Consider the following 20,030-nt stretch of genomic DNA (forward strand, 5'->3'; position numbering starts at 1 on the left):
CCCCCGCCGCCTGACAGCGTCTCCCCCCGGTATCTCCCGCGAATTGAAGAGACGCGTGTCTGCTGCTTCTTTCTGGTTGAAAATACTCCGGAGCGCGAGGCGGAGCCTCGCAAATCCCCTCACCAGCGGCCGGTCGCGGCCTGCAGGCTCAGGCGCAGGTGGCGGGCAAAGGGGCTGAGGCCAAGCTCACCCGCCGCGACGCGCGCGGGGTGTTTCTGAACCTGGCGCAGCAGCGCAGCACTCTGCCATCCCGCCAGCAAGGCGGGACGCGCGGCAGGTGAAATCAGCGAGCGTTTGGCACGGGCGCGCGACAGGTGATCAAGCCCCGCTTCGGCAAGGCGCCGGATGCCCGCAGGGGTGCCATCGAGCAGCGGGATGCGCCCGCGTGCCTCAAGCTCGGGGATGGCGCGGAACCAGTTGGCCAGTCCCGTCGCATAGCCGTAATCGCGCAAGACATCCTCGTCCGCCTGTCCCAGCGCCGTCGCGCAAACGCAAAGCAGACTGGCGCTGCTCTGTTCCAGGTAACGGGTCAGATGGGCGTCATCCTCGAACGGATCGCGATAGATGTCCCAACGCCGCACCGCTACGAACCCATCGAGCCGCGCCGCCATCTGCGGGCTGAGGATACCCGCCAACGGGGTCACCACCGAATGCCGGCGCGGCGGCTTGCCCAGGGCAAGCTCCTCCAACGCGTCCCGCCACCATTGCAGGCGCATCTCTGCGATCATCGGCTCGGCCGAGGCCCAGGGCGCGCGCGCCACCTCGACCGCCAGCGCGTAGAGCGGGAACAGCACCCGCCGCGCCGCCACCGGCGCTGCCATGGCCGCCGCAAACCGGTCGGGGTCAGCGCGCTGCACTAGTTCGGCGCAGGCGGTCAGATCGGCGTCGAAGGCGTCGCTCACTCCGCCGCCGCCCCTTGCCCGGCGCAATCGCGCAGCAGCTTCCAGTTGATCGCGTCCAGAAGCGCCTCGAACGAGGCGTCGACTATGTTGGCGCTGACCCCAACGGTGGACCAGCGCCGCCCCTTGCCATCCTCGCTGTCGATGATGACGCGGGTCACCGCCTCGGTGCCGCCTTGCGTGATGCGCACCTTGAAATCCACCAGCCGCATGTCGCTCAGGATCGCCGAGTAGCGCCCCAGATCCTTGGCCAGCGCCTTGTAGAGCGCGTTGACCGGGCCGCGGTCGCTGCCGGTGTCATCCAGCGACTCGCTGACCGAAAGCAGCTTTTCGCCATCCACCTTGACCACCACGACCGCCTCGGACAGGCTGACCATGCGGTCATACTTGTTCTTGCGCCGCTCGACCGTGACCTTGTAGCGCTTGACCTCGAAGAACGCGGGCATCTGGCCCAGTTCGCGCCGCGCCAGCAGCTCGAAACTGGCCTGCGCTGTGTCATAGGAATAACCCTCGTCCTCGCGCGCCTTGATCCGCTCCAGGATATGCCCCAGCGCCGGATCGCCCGGCGGCACGCTCAGCCCCGCATCGGTCAGCCGTTTACGCAGGTTCGACTGGCCGGCCTGGTTCGACATCGGGATGATGCGCTCGTTGCCGACCAAAGACGGGTCGATATGCTCGTAGGTCGACGGATCCTTGAGGATCGCGCTGGCATGCAGCCCGGCCTTATGGGCAAAGGCGGACGAGCCGACATAGGGCGCCTGTTTCACCGGCACCCGGTTCAGAATATCGTCCAGCATGCGGCTGATCCGGGTCAGATCGGCCAGCGCCCCCGCGCTGACACCGGTCTCGAACCGGCTGGCATAAGGCTCCTTGAGCAAAAGCGTCGGGATCAGCGAGGTCAGGTTGGCATTGCCACAGCGCTCGCCCAGCCCGTTCAGCGTGCCCTGGATCTGGCGCGCGCCCGCGATCACGGCGGCCAGCGAACAGGCCACCGCCTGATCGGTGTCGTTATGGCAATGGATGCCCAGACGGTCGCCGGGGATACCGGCAGCGATCACCTCGCCCACCACGCGGGCCACATCGGCGGGCATGGCGCCGCCATTGGTGTCACAGAGCACGATCCAGCGCGCCCCCGCCTCCAGCGCGGCGCGACAGACCTCCAGCGCATAGGCGGGATTGTCGCGATAGCCGTCAAAGAAATGCTCGGCATCAAACAGTGCCTCGCGCCCCTGCGCCACGATATGGGCCATCGAGGCGCGGATGTTCTCGGTGTTCTCGGCCAGCTCGATCCCCAGCGCCTGGGTCACGTGGTAATCATGCGCCTTGCCGACCAGACAGACGGTGCCGGTGCCCGCATTCATCACGGCGGCCAGTACATCGTCGTTCTCCGCCGAGCGGCCCGACCGTTTGGTCATGCCAAAGGCGGTCAGCCGCGCGCGGGTTGCCGGGGCAGCGTCGAAAAAGGCGCTGTCGGTCGGGTTGGCGCCAGGCCAACCGCCTTCGATATAGTCGATGCCGAGGCTATCCAGCGCGCTGGCGATGCGCAGTTTTTCCGGGGTCGAGAATTGCACGCCCTGGGTCTGCTGCCCATCGCGCAGGGTGGTGTCGTAGAGATAAAGGCGCTCGCGGGTCATGCGGTGCCTCCTCGACAGGGCAGCATCCGGCCCGGGGTGGGCGCATAGCGCCCGCCCATGGGGGCGGGTCGGGCGCTGCCCGGGCAAGCCCGGGCGGAACATTGGGAGAAGAGGGTCATTTCAGGGCCTCCAGTTCATCAACTGTTGGGCTTCCGTTGATCGTTGCACTTGGGACTTGAATGCCACCCTCTTTTGAAACACTTAGATCGACACCAGCGAGCAATGCGCTTTTCTTCAGTCTATCAGCTTCTTCGAAGTTCTTCGCATCACGATAGGCCATCCAGCGACGCGCTAGATCGTTTGCCGCTTCCAGAACTTCCACACTTGTTGAAAAACCGAAAGAGGCCACCCCAAAGTTCACAGTCTCTTGCAGCCCGAGCATCTCCAAGCCCGCCTCAAGCGCCGCATAGTCCTTCTCTTTTGCCAGACGATGCAACTCCGCAATCGCACCAGGCGTATTCAGATCATCTGTCAACGCATCAATGAACTGCGGCGATGGTTTGATTTCCATCTCATCAAGAGGAGCAGTCAACCGCCACCACTTGCGCAAGGTGGCCTCGGCTTCCTTCGCCTTCTTCTCGGTCCAGTCCATCGGCTTGCGGTAATGCGTGCTTAGGAACACAAACCGGATCACCTCGCCTGGGATGCCCTGATCGAGCAGGTCGCGCACGGTAAAGAAGTTGCCCAGCGACTTGGACATCTTCTTGCCCTCGACCTGCAACATCTCGTTATGCAGCCAGAAATTCGCAAAATGTCCCTCGGGATGGGCGCAGCAGCTTTGCGCGATTTCGTTCTCGTGATGCGGAAACATCAGGTCGTTGCCGCCGCCATGGATGTCGAAGCTTTCGCCCAGCAGTTCGTAACTCATGGCCGAGCATTCGATATGCCAGCCGGGCCGCCCCCGGCCCCAGGGGCTGTCCCAGCCGGGCAGATCCGGGGTCGAGGGTTTCCACAGCACGAAATCCATCGGGTTCTTCTTGTAAGGCGCGACCTCGACCCGGGCGCCCGCGATCATGTCATCGACCGAGCGGCCCGAGAGCTTGCCATAGTGCTCTTTCCACGAGTCCACCGCGAACAGCACATGCCCCTCGGCCTCGTAGGCATGGCCCTTGGCGACCAGCTCTTCGATCATCGCCACCATCTGCGGGATGTACTGCGTCGCGCGCGGCATGTGGTCGGGCTCCAGCGCGCCAAGCGCGCCCATGTCGTCCAGAAACCACTGGGTCGTCTCGGCGGTGATATCGCCGATGGGCCTCCCGCGTTCGGCTGCGCGCGCGTTGATCTTGTCGTCGACGTCGGTGAAGTTGCGCACATAGGTCACGTGATCCGCGCCATAGACATGGCGCAGCAGCCGGTAGAGCACGTCGAACACCACCACGGGCCGCCCGTTGCCCAGATGCGCCCGGTCATAGACCGTGGGACCGCAGACATACATGCGCACGTTGTCGGGGTCGATCGGGACAAACTCTTCCTTTGTCCGCGTCCTTGTGTTGTGCAGCTTGATTGTCGTCATCGGTCTTGTTCCTCAACAGCATGCGGCAGGCGCTTGTCAGCGCGGGCTTAGCAACTTGTCTTTGTGAAGAAAACGACGAATGACCAGCCCGCGAATGGATCAGCGGGGAATGCAGCAGATAATGATGCGAATGGTGCGGGTCATGGAACATCCCTTAGCACGCCGGGCCTGCTTCTCCAACATGAAATCCGGGCGGCAATTGACAAGCGCAACCGGCTCTGCCCCTCTCCGCCTGGAACTCTGGCAAGGGAAGCGAGATGAGACTGTCACGGCGGATAACCGGCCTCACCGGGGGCGGATCGGACGGGTGGGACCTTTTCCTGCAGGCGCGGCGGATGATCGCCGAAGGCATCGCGGTGACCGAACTGACCATTGGCGAGCATGACACGCGGACGCACAGCTCGATTCTCGATGCCATGGATCGCTCTGCGCGCGGTGGTCATACCGGGTATGCCATGGTTCCGGGCACGGCCCTGTTGCGCGATACCGTGGCCGCGCGGGTTCAGGAACGGACAGGCCAGCGCACCACCCGCGACAACGTGCTGATAACGCCGGGCGGTCAGGCGGCCCTCTTCGCGGCGCATAGCGCCGCCTGTGATCCGGGGGATACGGCGTTATTTGTCGATCCCTATTACGCCACCTATCCAGGTACGATTCGCGGCGTCGGCGCCCTGCCCCGCGCCGTGATTGCGAGGGCCGAAGACGGGTTCCAGCCGCGTCCCGACGTGATCGAGGCCGAGGCGGACGGCGCGGTGTCGCTGCTCATCAACTCGCCCAACAACCCGACAGGGGTGGTCTATGGCCGCGAAACGCTGGAGGGGATCGCCAAGGTCTGCCAGGACCGCGATCTGTGGCTGATCTCGGACGAGGTCTATGACACCCAGATCTGGGAAGGGGCGCATCTGTCCCCCCGCGCTTTGCCCGGAATGGCCGAGCGCACGCTGGTCGTCGGGTCGATGTCCAAGTCCCACGCCATGACGGGGTCGCGCTGCGGCTGGATCGTGGGCCCGGAAGCGGCGATTTCGCATCTGATCACGCTGGCTACCCACACCACCTATGGCGTACCCGGGTTTGTGCAGGACGCGGCGGTTTTTGCGCTGGGTCAGGGACGGGATCTGGAGGAGGAGATCGCAGCGCCCTTTCGCCGCCGTCGTGACCTGGCGTGGCACATCCTGGCGGGTCAGAATGCCGTCCGTCTGAGCCCGGCCCAGGGGGCGATGTATCTGATGCTGGATATTCGGGCGACCGGCCTGTCGGGCGAGGCATTTGCCACAGCCTTGCTGGAGACCCACCATATCGCCGTGATGCCCGGGGAAAGCTTTGGCAAGGCGGCGGCGGGTCATGTCCGGGTGGCGATGACCGTCGCCGATGATGCCTTTGTCAAGGCACTCAAAACGCTCTGTCACTTTGCGGCGCAGCAGGCGTCTGGCCTGCCCGAAGGCTGATATCGGGCGGCCAGCAGGCCGCCCGCCCTTGATCTCGGTCGCGTCAGAAACGCAGCGACGCCCGCAGGTTGAACGTGTTGACGTCGAAATCATTACCGGCGCCGCCGAAATCCTTGAACTGGTGGCGCAACACCTCGCCGCTGACCGACAGGTAATCGGTCACCGGCATTGCCAGACCCAGGCCATAGACCAGGCCATTTTCATTGCCGAAGGTCGAGGTGGCACGGGCCGCGCCGAGCACGCCATAGCCCAGCACCGGGCCAAAATCGTACCCGGCCTTGACCTTGAGCCGCCCGATCTCGTCCAGCGTGCCACCGCCAGCGCCTAGATCGTTGTTGACCCGGTCATATTCCAGCTCGCCGCCCATGACGAACCGGTTGCCCAGATCGAAGTTATACCCGATATGGCCGCCGAAGCTGGCGGCTTCGCCATCGCGCGCGCCGGGGCCGTCCGCATCGCCATAACCGACACCCAGACCCAGATAGGCGCCGCTCCAGTCACCTGCCATTGCCGGTGCGGCAGCCATTGACACCGCGACCAGCGCGGGAACCAAGAGTTTCATTGTTCTACTCCTTGCCATGTGACGCAGGAACCCCGTTAAGGCACTGTCACCAATGCCTTTTCCAGGACGAAGCTCCTGTCGCCACCAAACAGTTGCGCCTTGTCGGGCATCGCTTCAAGGCGCCCCGGAAGCCGGGCGCGCGCTTGGGCCAGAACCTGCCAGAGCCGTTCACACGCGATGCGGAAACCCGCCCATGACCGCTGCGACATGCTGGTCGCAAACAGGACAGATTGGGTCGGAACAGAATGGCATCCTGCGCCTGGATGAGGAGACGGAACATGCAAGAGGAACGCAGCAAGATCTGCCTGGTCAGTCGCACCATCGGTGCCGACCGGGGTCGTGCCGCGCGCGGCCGGCCGGACCGGCGCTGACGCGTCTTCCCCCACTTTCCTTTCCTCCTTTCACCAGGATCCTACCTGCATGAACGATCAACCCCGTAGTACTGCCCGCGCGGGCGGGCGTTCGGCCCGTCACGCCGCCCGCTCTGCCGCCCTTCCCGACCATCTGCGCCCGATCCGCCCGGGCATGAGCGGGGGGGCGCTGAACCTGCTGAGCCAACAGGATATGGAGCGTATCCACTCTGCCGCGCTGGACGCGCTGGAGCGGATCGGCCTGGCCGACGCCCCGCAAAGCGGGGTCGACTATCTGGTCGGCGCCGGCTGTATCCTGGGCGAGGACAAGCGCATCCGCTTTCCCCGCGCCCTGGTCGAGGACACACTGGCGCGCGCCAACCGGTCGGTGACGCTCTACAGCCGTGACGGCAAGACCGACCTCGAACTTGCGGGCGCGCGGGTGCATTACGGCACCGCCGGCGCGGCGGTGCATATGGTCGATGTGATGGGCCGCGAGTACCGCGATTCGACGGTGCAGGATCTGCATGACGCCGCCCGTATCTGCGAGCGTCTTGACAACATCCATTTCGTGCAGCGCCCCATGGTCTGCCGCGATATCATCGACAACTTCGAAATGGATATGAACACGATTTATGCTTGTTGCGCAGGCACTTACAAGCATGTCGGCGTGTCCTTCACCGATCCCTCCTATGTGGCGCCGGCGATCGAAATGTTGCACATGATTGCAGGAAGTGAGGCCAACTGGCGCGAACGGCCCTTTGTGTCGAACTCGAACTGCTTTGTTGTGCCGCCGATGAAGTTCGCCACCGAATCCTGTCTGGTGATGGAAGAGTGCATCAAGCACGGCATGCCGGTGCTGTTGCTGTCGGCGGGCATGGCCGGGGCCACCGCGCCCTCGACCGTGGCGGGCGCCATCGTACAGGCGGTGGCCGAATGCCTGGCCGGTCTGGTCTATGTCAACGCGGTCAAACCGGGCGCTCCGGCGATCTTCGGCACCTGGCCCTTCGGCCTGGACCTGCGCACCGGCGCGATGACCGGCGGGTCGGGCGAACAGGCGCTGCTGACCGCGGGCTGCGCCCAGATGCACCGGTTCTACGATCTGCCCGGCGGCGCCGCGGCGGGGATCGCCGACAGCAAACTGCCCGACATGCAGGCCGGGTGGGAGCAGATGTGCTCGAACGTGATGGCGGGGCTGTCGGGTCTGAACATGGTCTACGAGGCGGCGGGCATGCATGCCTCGCTGCTGGGCTTCTGTCATGAAAGCCTGATCCTGTCGGACGATTTGATCGGACAGGCGCTGCGCTGCGTGCGCGGGATCGAGGTCAATGACGAGACGCTGGCGGTGGATCAGATCGCCCAGGTCTGTCTGGGCGGCAGCGGCCATTATCTGGGCACCGACCAGACTCTGGGCCGGATGCAGGCCGATTACGTCTACCCCGCTCTGGGGGATCGTACCTCGCCCAAGGAATGGGTGGAAAAGGAAAAGCCCGACCTGATCGCCAAGGCCATCGCCCGCAAGGAAGCGATTCTGGCCGAGCGCTCGGCGGCGCGGTTCGATGCCGCTACCGATGCGGCGATCCGGGCCAAGTTCAACATTCACTTGCCCGCGTAAGATACTGAAAGAAAACGGCGACCCAAGGGTCGCCGTTTCCGTCTTTCCAAACCGGGATCAGCCGTCGCTGGCGGGCAGCAGACCCGCCTGCTGTGCGGCGGCGACTTCTTCGGAATCCAGAACCGCGTCGCCATTGGCATCCATCCGCACGAAGGTTTCCGGATCCACCTCGGGATTTGCGGCCTGCACTTCGGTCAGGGTCAGCACGCCGTCACCATCCGTATCCGCGCTGCTCTGCGCCCAGGCGGTTGCAGGCAGGGCCATTCCCAGGGCGCCCAGCAGGGCCAGAAGTTTCGGTGTCATATGAGTCTCTCCTCAAGTGGGGTTTTGTCTCTGTCTTGTCCGGACAGGCACACTCTCCACCCTGTGTGGGGCGCTGTCATCGCCCTGCCTGAAATGGCCCGGATTCGCGCTGAGGGGCGCCGGTTGGCCCGGATCCGATCGGCAAGCCGCCGCCCGCGCAGACCCGCGTCGGCCCGATCGGCGGATGTCCCCGCGCCCCGGCGCGCCAATCCGGCAAGAGCCTGCCAGCGCGGGCCCGAATCGCGGTCAAGAAAAAAGGGGGCCGAAGCCCCCTTTTGAGTTTCGCGCACCAGGCTCAATCGTTGACCGCCCGGTATTTTCTGCCTGCGGCCTGGACGCGTCAGGGGCGAGCGCACCCGCCCCGTGTTCGAGTGAGGGGGCTGGTCACCCCGCCCCACCCGGGACCCGGCAGCCCCAGCAGCTGGGGCCGTCGGCTGGAACGCCGGGCGCGGATGGGCCGCGCCGCCGGTTCCGGATCTCGTCGGGGCCGGATTTCCGAGGGAAGCCCCCGGCCCCTACGCGCCCCGGCGGGGGCGCGATTTGCCTTCCTGTGGTTACGAGCAGCCGCTCGTCGCGCCACAGGTGTTGCACTTCATGCAGGTGCCGTTGCGCACCAGCGTGTAGTTGCCGCATTCGCCGCAGGCCTCGCCCTCGTAGCCCTGCATACGGGCCTTGGTGCGGGCATCCATGCCCGTCGCGGCAACGGTTGCCGATCCGGTTTCGGGCACCAGCGTCTGCAGCGCCGCGACCGGGTCGCCGGCAGTGTCCAGCGCCACCGCGCCAATACTGGCGCCACCGTTCAGCACCACCAGGTCCTGCGGCAGGCGCTTGCGCAGATAGCCGGTCGAGCTGATCTGTTTCAGCACCTCCAGCGATTTCGACGCCGCGCTGTCACTGACAGAGGTGACGTTCGACAGGCCCTCTTCCTCGCCCTTGCCGATATCGTCAAAGGTGGCGCCTTCGGGTTTCACATGGGCCAGGTCGGTGCGATCGAGGTAGCTGACCGCCAGTTCCCGGAACACATAGTCCAGGATCGATGTCGCGTTCTTGATCGAGTCGTTGCCCTGCACCATGCCGGCGGGTTCGAACTTGGTGAAGGTGAAGGCATCGACGAACTCCTCCAGCGGCACCCCGTATTGCAGGCCGACCGAGACCGCGATGGCGAAATTGTTCATCATCGCCCGGAACCCGGCGCCTTCCTTGTGCATGTCGATGAAGATCTCGCCCAGCGAACCGTCCTGGTATTCGCCGGTGCGCAGATAGACCTTGTGACCGCCCACGATCGCCTTCTGGGTATAGCCCTTGCGGCGATGGGGCAGTTTCTCGCGATGGCTGCGGATCACCTCCTTGACTACAACCTTTTCGATCACCTTCTCGGCCAGCACGGCGGCCTTTGCGGCGGGGGTGCCGGTTTCCAGCACCTCGGCGGCCTCGTCGTCATCCTCGATCAGGGCGGCGGCCAGCGGCTGGCTCAGCTTGGAGCCGTCACGATAGAGCGCGTTGGCCTTTACCCCCAGCGACCAGCTGAGTTCATAGGCTTTCTGGCAATCCTCGATGGTGGCGTTGTTGGGCATGTTGATCGTCTTGCTGATCGCGCCCGAGATGAAGCTCTGCGCCGCTGCCATCATGGTGATGTGGCTGTCCACCGACAGGAAGCGCTTGCCCTTCTTGCCGCAGGGGTTGGCGCAGTCGAAGATCGCGTAATGCTCCTCGGACAGATGCGGCGCCCCTTCCAGCGTCATGGTCCCGCAGACATGGTCGTTGGCCGCGTCGATATCCTTCTTGGTAAAGCCCAGATGCCGCAGCAGGTCAAAGGTGGGGTCGTTCAGCTTGGCCGCCGGGATGCCCAGCACGCCGGTGCAGAAATCCTCGCCCAGGGTCCACTGGTTGAACACGAAGCGGATGTCAAAGGCGCTTTCCAGCGCGGCATCGACCTTGCGCAGCTCGTTGGGGCCAAAGCCGTGACCGGTCAGCGAGGTGTGGTTGATCCCCGGCGCGTTGCCGATGGTGCCATGACCCACCGCATAAGACACGATCTCTTCGATCTGGGCGCTGGAATAACCCAGGTTCTCCAGCGCGGCGGGCACCGAGCGGTTGATGATCTTGAAGTAACCGCCGCCTGCCAGCTTCTTGAATTTCACCAGCGCGAAATCGGGTTCGATCCCGGTGGTGTCGCAATCCATCACCAGGCCGATGGTGCCGGTGGGCGCGATCACCGTGGATTGCGCGTTGCGATAGCCGTTCTTCTCGCCCAGGCTCAGCGCCTCGTCCCACGAGGCCATGGCAAGTTCGACCAGACGCGGATCGGGGCAGTTGGAATGATCCAAAGGCACCGGCTTGACGCTCAGCTGTTCATAGCCATTGGCCTTGCCATAAGCGGCGGTGCGGTGGTTGCGGATCACCCGCAGCATATTGGCCGCGTTGCGCTCATACCCGGCAAACGGCCCCAGCTCTCCGGCGATCTCGGCCGAGGTGGCATAGGCAACACCGGTCATGATCGCGGTCAGGGCACCGCACAGGGCGCGGCCCTCGTCGCTGTCATAGCCATAGCCCATGTTCATCAGCAGGCCGCCGATATTGGCATAGCCCAGTCCCAGCGTGCGGAAATCATAGCTGAGCTGTGCGATTTCCTTGGACGGGAACTGCGCCATGGTCACCGAGATTTCCAGCGTCAGCGTCCACAGGCGGGTGGCGTGGATGTAATCCTCGGCCTGGAACTCTCCATCCTTGAGGAAGGTCAGCAGGTTCATCGACGCCAGGTTGCAGGCGGTATCGTCGAGGAACATGTATTCCGAACAGGGGTTCGAGCCGCGGATCGGCCCGTCCGCCGGGCAGGTATGCCAGTCGTTCACGGTGTCATGGAACTGGATGCCCGGATCGGCGCAGGCCCAGGCGGCATGACCCACCTTCTCCCACAGATCGCGCGCCTTGACGGTCTTTGCGACCTTGCCGTTGACGCGGTTGATCAGCTCCCAATCGGCATCCTTTTCCACCGCTTTCAGAAAGGCATTGGTGACCCGGATCGAGTTGTTCGAGTTCTGGCCCGAGACCGAGTTATAGGCCTCGCTGTCCCAATCGGTGTCATAGGTGGGGAATTCGATGCTGGTATGGCCCTGCTTGGCGTAATCCAGCACCCGTTTGACATAGGTCTCGGGGATCGCGACCTTCTTGGCCTCGCGGATCGCGGCCTTGAGCCCCTCGTTCACCGCAGGGTCATAGGCATCCACCTCGGCGCCGTCCCAGGCGCGGATCGCGGCAAAGATGCCGTTCAGCATCTTTTCATGCATCTTCGAGCCGGCGACGATGCTGGCGACCTTCTGCTCTTCCAGCACCTTCCACTGGATGAACTGCTCGATATCGGGGTGATCGGCGTCGACGATCACCATCTTGGCTGCCCGACGGGTTGTCCCGCCCGATTTGATGGCGCCCGCCGCGCGGTCGCCGATCTTGAGAAAGCCCATGAGGCCCGAGGATTTGCCACCGCCCGACAGGCTCTCGCCCTCGGCGCGCAGATGGCTGAAATTGGTGCCGGTCCCGGACCCGTATTTGAACAGGCGCGCCTCGCGCACCCACAGATCCATGATGCCGCCCTCGTTCACCAGATCGTCGCTGACCGATTGGATGAAACAGGCATGCGGCTGGGGATGTTCATAGGCGCTGTCCGACTTGGTCAGCTTGCCGGTCTTGTAGTCGACATAGTGGTGCCCCTGCGCCGGGCCGTCGATCCCATAGGCCCAGTGCAGGCCGGTATTGAACCATTGCGGGCTGTTGGGCGCGGCACGCTGGGTGGCCAGCATAAAGCGCATCTCGTCGAAATAGGCGCGCGCGTCCTCTTCGGTGGTGAAATAGCCACCCTTCCAGCCCCAGTAGCACCAGGCGCCGGCCAGACGGTCAAAGACCTGCTTGGAGGAGATTTCACCGCCCATCTCCGCATCGCTGTCGGGAACCGAGCGCCACAGGAATTCCGGCACACCCTTTTCGCGCACTTTCTTGAGACGGCTGGGCACGCCCGCCTTGCGGAAATATTTCTGCGCGATCACATCGCTGGCGACCTGGCTCCAGCTGGTGGGAACCTCGATATCGTCGAGTCGGAACACGATGGTGCCATCCGGATTGCGAATCTCGGAGGTCGCGGATCGGAACTCCAGATCCGCATAAGCATCCTGTCCCGCCGTCGTGAACTTTCTTTCGATTTTCATGTCCCCAGCCCCTGGTCGTTTTTTGGGTAACACGCCCGCAGGCCCATCCCGCTGGCGTTGTCCGCAATGCCGTCATTCGGCCGGTCACTCTGGTCGGAACGAACACACCCGCCGCCGCGATGAGTGGCGCGGCGCCCTTAGAACTTGGTGATCTGTGGTTTCCTCGTCCCGCCGTCTCGCCGCTCTGGCTTTGCTACCAGATTTTGTGGCTGTGTAACCGGCCCATACAATCTGACGTATGCGAGCATAGAAGGTCAACGGCATTTTTACCGTCGGCCGGGATTCTTTTCTGTTGACCCGAAGGCCGGGTTGCCCCCCTCGTTTCGAGGCTGCGATTCCTCCACAAATTGATCCCCAGCCCTCGCTGCGATGCAGTTGGGCAGTCCATGAAAATTTCCGTTTTTTCACGGCGGCTTTCGCCCGGAACTGAAAGTCGCAACGGCTGAGATTTCTGCATTGCGGCAGCGCGCGAGCCCCCCTCGCGCCCGGTTTGGCGTTCCGATATGGTGAGGCATAAATGCGCCGCGACTCGGAAAGCTCCGTAAGGTGAAACCCCTCTTTGGCCTGCTGGCCGCCCTGCTGACTGTGGCTTCGTGCACACAAGATATTGCGGTTAACTCTGCGTCAGCCCTGTACCAGACCCGCCCCAAAGCCTTGATCGAGGGATTCGCCGCGGCCTGTTCCGAGCCGGGCGAAACCCTGCGACGTCCCGATCCGGGAACCTGGCAATGCTGGGTCGACCTGCCCGCCGACATGACCGCCGCAGCGATCCTGCAACATGACGGCACCCTCAAGGCGCTGCCGCAACTGGTGGTTCAACTGCAGATTGCCCAGCAGGCAGACGGGCAGTTCAGGGCTACGTTGCAGGACTATCTGAATGTGCCGCAAACCTCGGGCGCTGCCCTGCGCATTCAGGGGAACGCGCCCGGCGCACAGGAGGCCAGGAATGGCCTGCTGCGCGACATGGGTGGCCATATCATCGGCGAATAAGAGAGGAATGTGGTCGGGGCGGCGAGATTCGAACTCACGACCCCCTGTACCCAAAACAGGTGCGCTACCAGACTGCGCCACGCCCCGGACCGTGCGCCTTCCTATCCGCCGCAATCCGATTTGAAAAGGCCTAACAGGGCCAAGCGGCGGGTCCGTCCGAAAAAACCTTGTGCTGCATCTGGGTACCGGGCGCGATCCCATAGCGCGCGGCCAGGCCGCCGTTGATTTCCAGCACCGCAAACACCGCATCGCCGCCCGGGATCGGGGTTTCGTCATGCGGTATTGCATTGGGATGCACGCGGGTCACGGTGCCGCTCTGATCGACAAAGATCAGGTCAAGCGGGATCAGTGTGTTCTTCATCCAGAACGCCACCCGCTGGGGGTGTTCAAAGACAAACAGCATGCCCGCCCCGCGCGGCAGGCTTTCACGGAACATCAGTCCCTGAGCGCGTTCTTCGGGGGATTGGGCCAGTTCGATGGTAAAGCGTAACTCGCTGCCCGAGCCACGCAGGCGCAGCTCGTCCTCCCGGCAGGTTTCCGCCCAAAGCGCCGTGGCGCCGGTCAGCCAGACCAGCAGACAGAGCGCTGCGCGGATCATCGACGGGTTCTCACAGATTCAGCGCCGCTTCCCAGGCGAGCACCTCGGCAGCCATGCGGCCGCGCTTGCCGTCGATCACGCGCATCGCCAGCGCCTCGCCCGGTTGCAGATCCGACAGGCCCGACTGACGCAGCACTTCGATATGTAGAAAGACATCCTCGCTGCTGCCGAACACATTGGCAAAGCCAAAGCCCTTGCCCTTGTCGAACCACTTGACCCGCGCCGGCTCCAGCGGGGCCGCGCGGATCGCCTCCGGGTCCATCTCTGCGAAATCCGACAACAGCACCGTCTCGGGTCGCTCGGGCGGCACGATGCTGACCACTTCGACCGCCTGCACCCCACGATCGGTGCGGTGGGTCATGATCTCGATCGCGGCGCCATCGGCAACCGAGCTTTGGCCGAAGTTCCTGAGCACATTGACGTGCAACAGGATGTCGGGCCCACCCTCTTCGGCGACCACAAACCCATATCCTTTGGTCGGGTCGAACCATTTGACCCGCCCCCGGACCTTGTACGCACTGCTCAGTTCTTCGGCCACTTGCTATCCATTGTGGTTTGACGTGTTCTTTAGGCCCTTGATGTGCAGGATTTTGACTCCGAATTTCAAGCGAAAAAAGAGCTTAAATTTCCAGCACTTGCATTTCACGTTACGCGAATGTCAGGGGTTCAGGCGCTGAATGACCCAGCTTTCCCCTGCGGAATTGCGGCGCCAGACAAAACGGTCGTGCAGCCGAAACGCCCCATCCGCCCAGAATTCGATCTCGACAGGGGTCAGGCGAAACCCGCCCCAGAATGGCGGCCGCGGCGGGTTGGGTCCCTTGGCCGCGGTGATCTTGGCCACCTCGGCCATCAGCGCCGCGCGGCTCGACAGCGGCCGCGACTGGCGCGAGGCCCAGGCCCCCAGCCTGCTCTTGAGCGAGCGCGAGGCATAATAGTCATCCGCCTGCGGCCCCTCTTCGCGGGTGATCGTCCCGCGCACCCGAAGCTGGCGGCGCAGCGACTTCCAATGCATCACAAACGCGGCCTTGCCCGCCTGCTCCAGCTCGATCGCCTTGGCGCTTTCGTAATTGGTGTAGAAAACGAAGGCCGCCGGCTCGATCTCTTTCAGCAGCACCATCCGTACATTCGGCAGCCCTGAGGCATCCACCGTCGCCAGCGCAATCGCATTGGCGTCGTTAGGTTCCGACCGCTCGGCCTCGGCCAACCAATCCCGCGCAATAGCAAACGGGTCATCACCGGCAAAGATGCCAGTCCTGTCACTCATGTCCATCCCCTTGAACAACTGCATCAGAGCCTAGGCCCTCTTCCCGACCCGGGCAAGAGCGCGCGCCCTTGAAGCGACATGTTCTATAGCATAAACCACAAGCTCATGACGCGACGACAGGCGGAGAACCGAACATGTCAAATCAGTTGATGGCCGGAAAACGCGGCCTCATCATGGGACTGGCCAATGACAAATCCATCGCCTGGGGCATTGCCAGAGCGCTTGCGGATGCGGGCGCAGAGCTGGCCTTTTCCTATCAGGGCGATGCGCTGAAGAAGCGGGTCGACCCGCTGGCGGCGCAACTGGGCAGCGAGATCGTGCTGCCGTGTGACGTGGGCGACGAGGCCTCGATCGACACGCTGTTCGACGCGCTCGAACAGAAATGGGGCAAGCTCGACTTTGTCGTGCATGCGATCGGCTTTTCCGACAAGAACGAGCTGCGCGGCCGCTATGTCGACACCAGCCGGGCCAACTTCAAGCTGACCATGGATATCTCGGTGTTTTCCTTCACCGCGGTGATGAAGCGGGCGGAAAAGCTGATGAGCGAGGGCGGCAGCGCGATCACCCTCACCTATTACGGCGCCGAACAGGTGATGCCACACTATAATGTGATGGGCGTGGCCAAGGCAGCACTGGAGGCATCGGTCAAATACCTGGCCGAGGATCTGGGCAAGGACGGCATCCGCGTCAACTCGGTCAGCGCCGGGCCGATCAAGACGCTGGCCGCCAGCGGCATCGGCGATTTCCGCTACATCATGAAGTGGAACGAGTATAACTCGCCGCTGCGCCGCAATGTCACCATCGACGATGTGGGCAAGTCGGCGCTTTATCTGCTGTCCGATCTCAGCTCGGGTGTGACCGGCGAGAACCTGCATGTGGACAGCGGCTATCACATTGTCGGCATGAAGGCGGTCGACGCCCCCGACATCGACAAGGGATAACGGGGGTAATCACATGAGCACCAAGGATCCGCATCGTCTGCCCCACGAAAAGGGGTTTCACATCAGCTGGGACCAGATCCATCGCGACAGCCGGGCGCTGGCCTGGCGGCTGGATGGCCAGGGCCCCGACGAGGGCGCCTGGCGCGCGGTGGTGGCGATCACCCGTGGCGGCATGGCCCCCGCGATGATCGTCAGCCGCGAGCTGGACATCCGCACCGTCGACACGATCAGCGTGAAATCCTATCACCATCAGGCCCAGGGACAGGCGCAGGTGCTGAAAGCGCCCGACGCCGGTCTGATGGGCGACGGAACCGGTATTCTGGTGATCGACGATCTGGTCGACAGCGGCAAGACGCTGGAACTGGTGCGCGAGATGTATCCCAACGCCCATTTCGCCACCGTCTATGCCAAGCCCAAGGGCCGGCCCATGGTCGATACCTTCATCACCGAGGTCAGCCAGGACACCTGGATCTTCTTCCCCTGGGACATGGCGCTGCAATATGTCGAGCCCTATCGGGGCACCGACTGATCCAACCGCAAGCGCGCCCTCCGGGGCGCGTTTTTCGCACCAAGACCCCTCCCAGAACAGAGTATCCAAGATGGCCCCGACCCGCACCGCAACCACATTCGCCCCACCGGTGATGGAGGCGCGGCGCTGGCTGGAGGGCGTCACGTTTTCTCCCGACCGGCCGCTGATCAATGTCAGCCAGGCCGCCCCGGTCGAGCCGCCGCCGCAGGCGTTGCGTCAGGCGATGGCCGATTTCGCCCTGACCGAGGACAGCGCGCATCTCTATGGCCCGGTGCTGGGCAACGCCGATCTGCGCGCCGAGCTGGCCGCACAGATCAGCCACCACTATGGCGGCGCGGTCAGGCCGGAACAGGTGGCGATCACCTCCGGCTGCAACCAGGCCTTTGCCGCCACCATCTCGGCCATTACCGGCGAAGGGGATGAGGTCATCCTGCCAACACCCTGGTATTTCAATCATAAAATGTGGCTGGACATGGAGGGTGTCACGGCGGTGCCGTTGGCCACCGGCCCCGATCTGCTGCCCGATGTCGAGGCGGCGCGCGCCCTGATCACGCCGCGCACCCGCGCCATCGCGCTGGTGACGCCGAACAATCCGGGCGGCGTGGAATACCCCGCCGAGCTGGTCGGCGCCTTCTACGATCTGGCCGCCGAACACGGGCTGCGCCTGCTGCTGGATGAGACCTATCGCGATTTCGACAGCCGCAGCGGTGCCCCGCATGACCTGTTCACCCGGCCCGATTGGGACAAGACGCTGGTGCATCTCTACTCGTTTTCCAAGGCCTATCGGCTGACCGGGCATCGGGTCGGCGCGCTGGCCAGCGACACCGGACTGCTGGCCGAGATCGAGAAATTCCTCGACACCGTTGCCATCTGCCCCGGCCAGATCGGCCAGCATGCCGCGCTGTGGGGCATGCGCAATCTGGGCCAGTGGGTGGCAGGTGAACGCGACGAGATCCTCGACCGCCGCGCCGCCATTGCCGAGGGCATGCCCGCGCTCGTGGCCGAGGGCTGGACGCTACTGGGGCTGGGTGCCTATTTCGCCTATCTCGAACATCCCTTCGACCTCCCCTCGGACGAGTTGGCGCGGCGGCTGGTACGGGATGCCGGGGTGCTGGTGCTGCCCGGCACCATGTTCATGCCCGAAGGCGACCTCGCCGGCGCCCGCCAGCTGCGCGTGGCCTTTGCCAATCTCGACCGCGCCGGGATCGGCCAGCTGTTCGACAGGCTCAAAGGGCTCCGCTTCTGACCTTGCCCAGCCCGGGCGCCCGGCGTAGACAGGGCGGCAAACGAACGGGCAAGGCGAAATCGCCGCAATCCAGCCGAAACAAGGGGGCGACATGTCCGCAGGTGTCAAAAGCTTATCGAAGACCTTTGTCTGGATCCTGATGGGTCTGCTGATAGCGGGGCTTGCCGGGTTCGGCGCCGTCAACCTCAGCGGCACGGTGCGCACGGTGGCGCAGGTGGGGGAGCAGACGGTCAGTGTCGACGCCTACGCCCGCGAGCTGCAACGCGAGATTCGCGGCATCGAGGCGCAGACCGGCCAGCCCCTGCAGATGAGCCAGGTGCGCGATCTGGGCATCGACCAGGCTGTGCTGGCGCGGCTGGTGGCGATTGCCGCGCTCGATAACGAGGTGGCCGGGCTGGGAATCTCGATCGGTGACGAGAACCTGAGCCGCGAGATCGTGCAGATCCCGGCCTTTCAGGGCGTCGATGGCAAGTTCGATCCCGAGGGCTATCGCTATGCGCTGGACAATGCGGGGCTGAGCGAGGCCGAGTTCGAGGCCGATCTGCGCCGCGAATCGGCGCGTACCCTGGTGCAGGGCGCGATCATGGAAGGGCTGGTCATGCCCGACACCTATGCCGACACGCTGGCGCAATTCGTCGGTGCCCGGCGCAGCTTTACCATGGCCACCGTCGATACCGGCGCGCTGGATAGCCCGGTTGCCGCCCCTGATGCAGCCCAGATCGAGGCTTTTTACGCCGACAATCAGGACCAGTTCATGTTGCCGCGCAGCAAACGGCTGACCTATGCCCTGCTGACGCCCGAAATGCTGCTCGACCGGGTCGAGCTGGACGAGGGCGCGGTGCGCCGCCTCTACGAGGAGCGTGAAAGCAGTTATCAGCAGCCCGAACGCCGCCTGGTCGAACGTCTGGTCTTTGCCGATCAGGCCAGCGCCGAAAGCGCCATGGCCCAGGTCGAGGTTGGCGGCGCCACCTTCGAACTGCTGGTGGAGGGCCGCGGCCTGTCCTTGACAGATGTCGACATGGGCGACCTGACCGCGCAGGATCTGGGCGCTGCTGCCGAGGCGGTGTTTGCCGCCGAGGTTGGCGATGTGGTCGGGCCCCTGCCCTCGGATCTGGGCCCCGCGCTGTTCCGGGTGAACGGCACGCTCGATGCCCGCATCACCACCTTTGAAAGCGTCGAGGCCGAGCTGCGCGATGAGCTTGCCGGAGAACGCGCCCGCCGCCTGATCGAGGCGCAGGCCGAATCCCTCAACGACATGCTGGCCGGTGGCGCCACGCTGGAAGAGCTGGCACAGGATACCGACATGGAACTGGGCCAGATCGACTGGACCGAGGACAGTTCGGACGGGGTGGCCGCCTATGCTGGGTTCCGTGCCGTCGCGACCGAGGTGGCCGAGGGCGATTTCCCCGAGATCGGCTTTCTCGAAGACGGCGCCGTCTTTGCCTTGCGTCTTGACGAAGAGCTGGAGCCGCGCCCCGAACCGCTGGACAGCGCCCGCGAGCGCGTGATCGCCGCCTGGACTGCCGCCGAAACCCGCCGTGCCCTGCAGGACAAGGCCGCCAGCGTGGCGACCGGTCTGGCGACGGATGGCGATTTCACCGCCACCGGCCTGCCGCATCGCGTGGAAAACGGCCTGACCCGCACCGCCTTTATCGACGGCACGCCGTTTGATTTCATGGAGCAGGTCTTTGCAATGCAGCCCGGCGACCTCAAGGTGATCGCGGGCGACGACGCCGCATTCATCGTACGCCTCGAAGAGGAACTGCCGCCCGCGGATACCGACGAGCTGACCCAGATGAAACGGGCGCTGAGTGCCCAGATGACCCAGGCGCTGGCGCAGAACCTGTTCGACATCTATGTCCGCGACGCCCAGACCCGGGCACAGCCGACCCTGGACCAGCGCGCGCTGAACGCGGTGCAGGCCAGCTTTCAATAAGGGTTC

16 protein-coding genes and 1 tRNA gene are annotated in these 20,030 nt (G+C 64.2%); 7 read left to right on the forward strand and 10 right to left on the reverse strand.

All coding sequences use genetic code 11. The features are described from left to right. Positions 1-119: 119 nt before the first annotated feature. The 3 genes from SPO_RS10795 to cysS form a co-directional block, all read right to left on the reverse strand. Positions 120-902 (reverse strand): squalene/phytoene synthase family protein, encoded by a 783-nt coding sequence (locus SPO_RS10795; RefSeq protein ID WP_011047853.1) that lies wholly within the window; start codon positions 900-902, stop codon positions 120-122. Continuing rightward, positions 899-2,533 (reverse strand): citramalate synthase, encoded by a 1,635-nt coding sequence (gene cimA, locus SPO_RS10800; protein ID WP_011047854.1) that lies wholly within the window; start codon positions 2,531-2,533, stop codon positions 899-901. Before cimA ends, SPO_RS10795 begins: the two co-directional genes overlap by 4 nt. A 115-nt stretch (positions 2,534-2,648) precedes the next feature. Then, positions 2,649-4,046, reverse strand: a complete 1,398-nt coding sequence (gene cysS / locus SPO_RS10805; protein ID WP_011047855.1) for a cysteine--tRNA ligase — start codon at positions 4,044-4,046, stop codon at positions 2,649-2,651. Positions 4,047-4,303: 257 nt separating this feature from the next. On the opposite strand from cysS, the gene SPO_RS10810 reads away from it, so the two are divergent. Continuing rightward, the gene (locus tag SPO_RS10810; protein ID WP_011047856.1) at positions 4,304-5,491 is read left to right on the forward strand and encodes a pyridoxal phosphate-dependent aminotransferase; all 1,188 of its coding nucleotides are present in this window, start codon (positions 4,304-4,306) and stop codon (positions 5,489-5,491) included. 43 nt (positions 5,492-5,534) lie between these two features. Here the strand turns inward: SPO_RS10810 and SPO_RS10815 are convergent, their stop codons facing one another. After that, the gene (locus SPO_RS10815; RefSeq protein ID WP_044028297.1) at positions 5,535-6,053 is read right to left on the reverse strand and encodes an outer membrane beta-barrel protein; all 519 of its coding nucleotides are present in this window, start codon (positions 6,051-6,053) and stop codon (positions 5,535-5,537) included. A 420-nt stretch (positions 6,054-6,473) separates the two neighbouring features. Here SPO_RS10815 and SPO_RS10820 point away from each other — a divergent pair, with 420 nt between their 5' ends. Next, a complete protein-coding gene (locus SPO_RS10820) occupies positions 6,474-8,018 on the forward strand; it encodes a trimethylamine methyltransferase family protein (RefSeq protein WP_011047858.1) in 1,545 nt (514 codons plus the stop codon). A 57-nt stretch (positions 8,019-8,075) separates the two neighbouring features. Here SPO_RS10820 and SPO_RS10825 read toward each other — a convergent pair whose 3' ends face one another. Continuing rightward, complete coding sequence (locus tag SPO_RS10825; RefSeq protein ID WP_011047859.1) at positions 8,076-8,321, reverse strand: hypothetical protein; 246 nt, start codon at positions 8,319-8,321, stop codon at positions 8,076-8,078. 554 nt (positions 8,322-8,875) lie between these two features. Further along, a complete protein-coding gene (locus tag SPO_RS10830) occupies positions 8,876-12,520 on the reverse strand; it encodes a vitamin B12-dependent ribonucleotide reductase (protein WP_011047860.1) in 3,645 nt (1,214 codons plus the stop codon). Positions 12,521-13,174: 654 nt separating this feature from the next. Between SPO_RS10830 and SPO_RS10835 the strand changes: the two genes are divergently transcribed. After that, positions 13,175-13,510 (forward strand): hypothetical protein, encoded by a 336-nt coding sequence (locus tag SPO_RS10835; RefSeq protein WP_044028299.1) that lies wholly within the window; start codon positions 13,175-13,177, stop codon positions 13,508-13,510. 10 nt (positions 13,511-13,520) lie between these two features. Here SPO_RS10835 and SPO_RS10840 read toward each other — a convergent pair. The 4 genes from SPO_RS10840 to pdxH form a co-directional block, all read right to left on the reverse strand. Next, positions 13,521-13,597 (reverse strand) — tRNA-Pro (locus tag SPO_RS10840). 43 nt (positions 13,598-13,640) lie between these two features. Further along, positions 13,641-14,108 carry a DUF192 domain-containing protein gene (locus SPO_RS10845; RefSeq protein ID WP_011047862.1) on the reverse strand — a complete coding sequence of 156 codons (468 nt, stop codon included), beginning with the start codon at positions 14,106-14,108 and terminating at the stop codon, positions 13,641-13,643. 10 nt (positions 14,109-14,118) lie between these two features. Beyond that, positions 14,119-14,646, reverse strand: a complete 528-nt coding sequence (locus SPO_RS10850; RefSeq protein ID WP_011047863.1) for a cold-shock protein — start codon at positions 14,644-14,646, stop codon at positions 14,119-14,121. A gap of 120 nt (positions 14,647-14,766) precedes the next feature. Further along, a complete protein-coding gene (gene pdxH, locus SPO_RS10855) occupies positions 14,767-15,372 on the reverse strand; it encodes a pyridoxamine 5'-phosphate oxidase (protein ID WP_030003218.1) in 606 nt (201 codons plus the stop codon). A gap of 134 nt (positions 15,373-15,506) precedes the next feature. Between pdxH and fabI the strand changes: the two genes are divergently transcribed. From fabI to SPO_RS10875, 4 genes are all read left to right on the forward strand, one after another. Next, entirely contained in the window at positions 15,507-16,313 is an 807-nt protein-coding gene (fabI, locus tag SPO_RS10860) for an enoyl-ACP reductase FabI (RefSeq protein ID WP_011047865.1), read from the forward strand. Between the two features lie 13 nt (positions 16,314-16,326). Continuing rightward, complete coding sequence (gene gpt, locus SPO_RS10865) at positions 16,327-16,842, forward strand: xanthine phosphoribosyltransferase (protein WP_011047866.1); 516 nt, start codon at positions 16,327-16,329, stop codon at positions 16,840-16,842. 70 nt (positions 16,843-16,912) lie between these two features. Next, positions 16,913-18,088, forward strand: a complete 1,176-nt coding sequence (locus SPO_RS10870) for an aminotransferase (protein ID WP_011047867.1) — start codon at positions 16,913-16,915, stop codon at positions 18,086-18,088. 91 nt (positions 18,089-18,179) lie between these two features. After that, complete coding sequence (locus SPO_RS10875) at positions 18,180-20,024, forward strand: peptidylprolyl isomerase (protein ID WP_011047868.1); 1,845 nt, start codon at positions 18,180-18,182, stop codon at positions 20,022-20,024. The last annotated feature ends 6 nt before the right edge of the window (positions 20,025-20,030 follow it).

Origin of the sequence: Ruegeria pomeroyi DSS-3 (assembly GCF_000011965.2) — a bacterium.
GTDB classification, from domain to species: Bacteria; Pseudomonadota; Alphaproteobacteria; order Rhodobacterales; family Rhodobacteraceae; genus Ruegeria_B; species Ruegeria_B pomeroyi.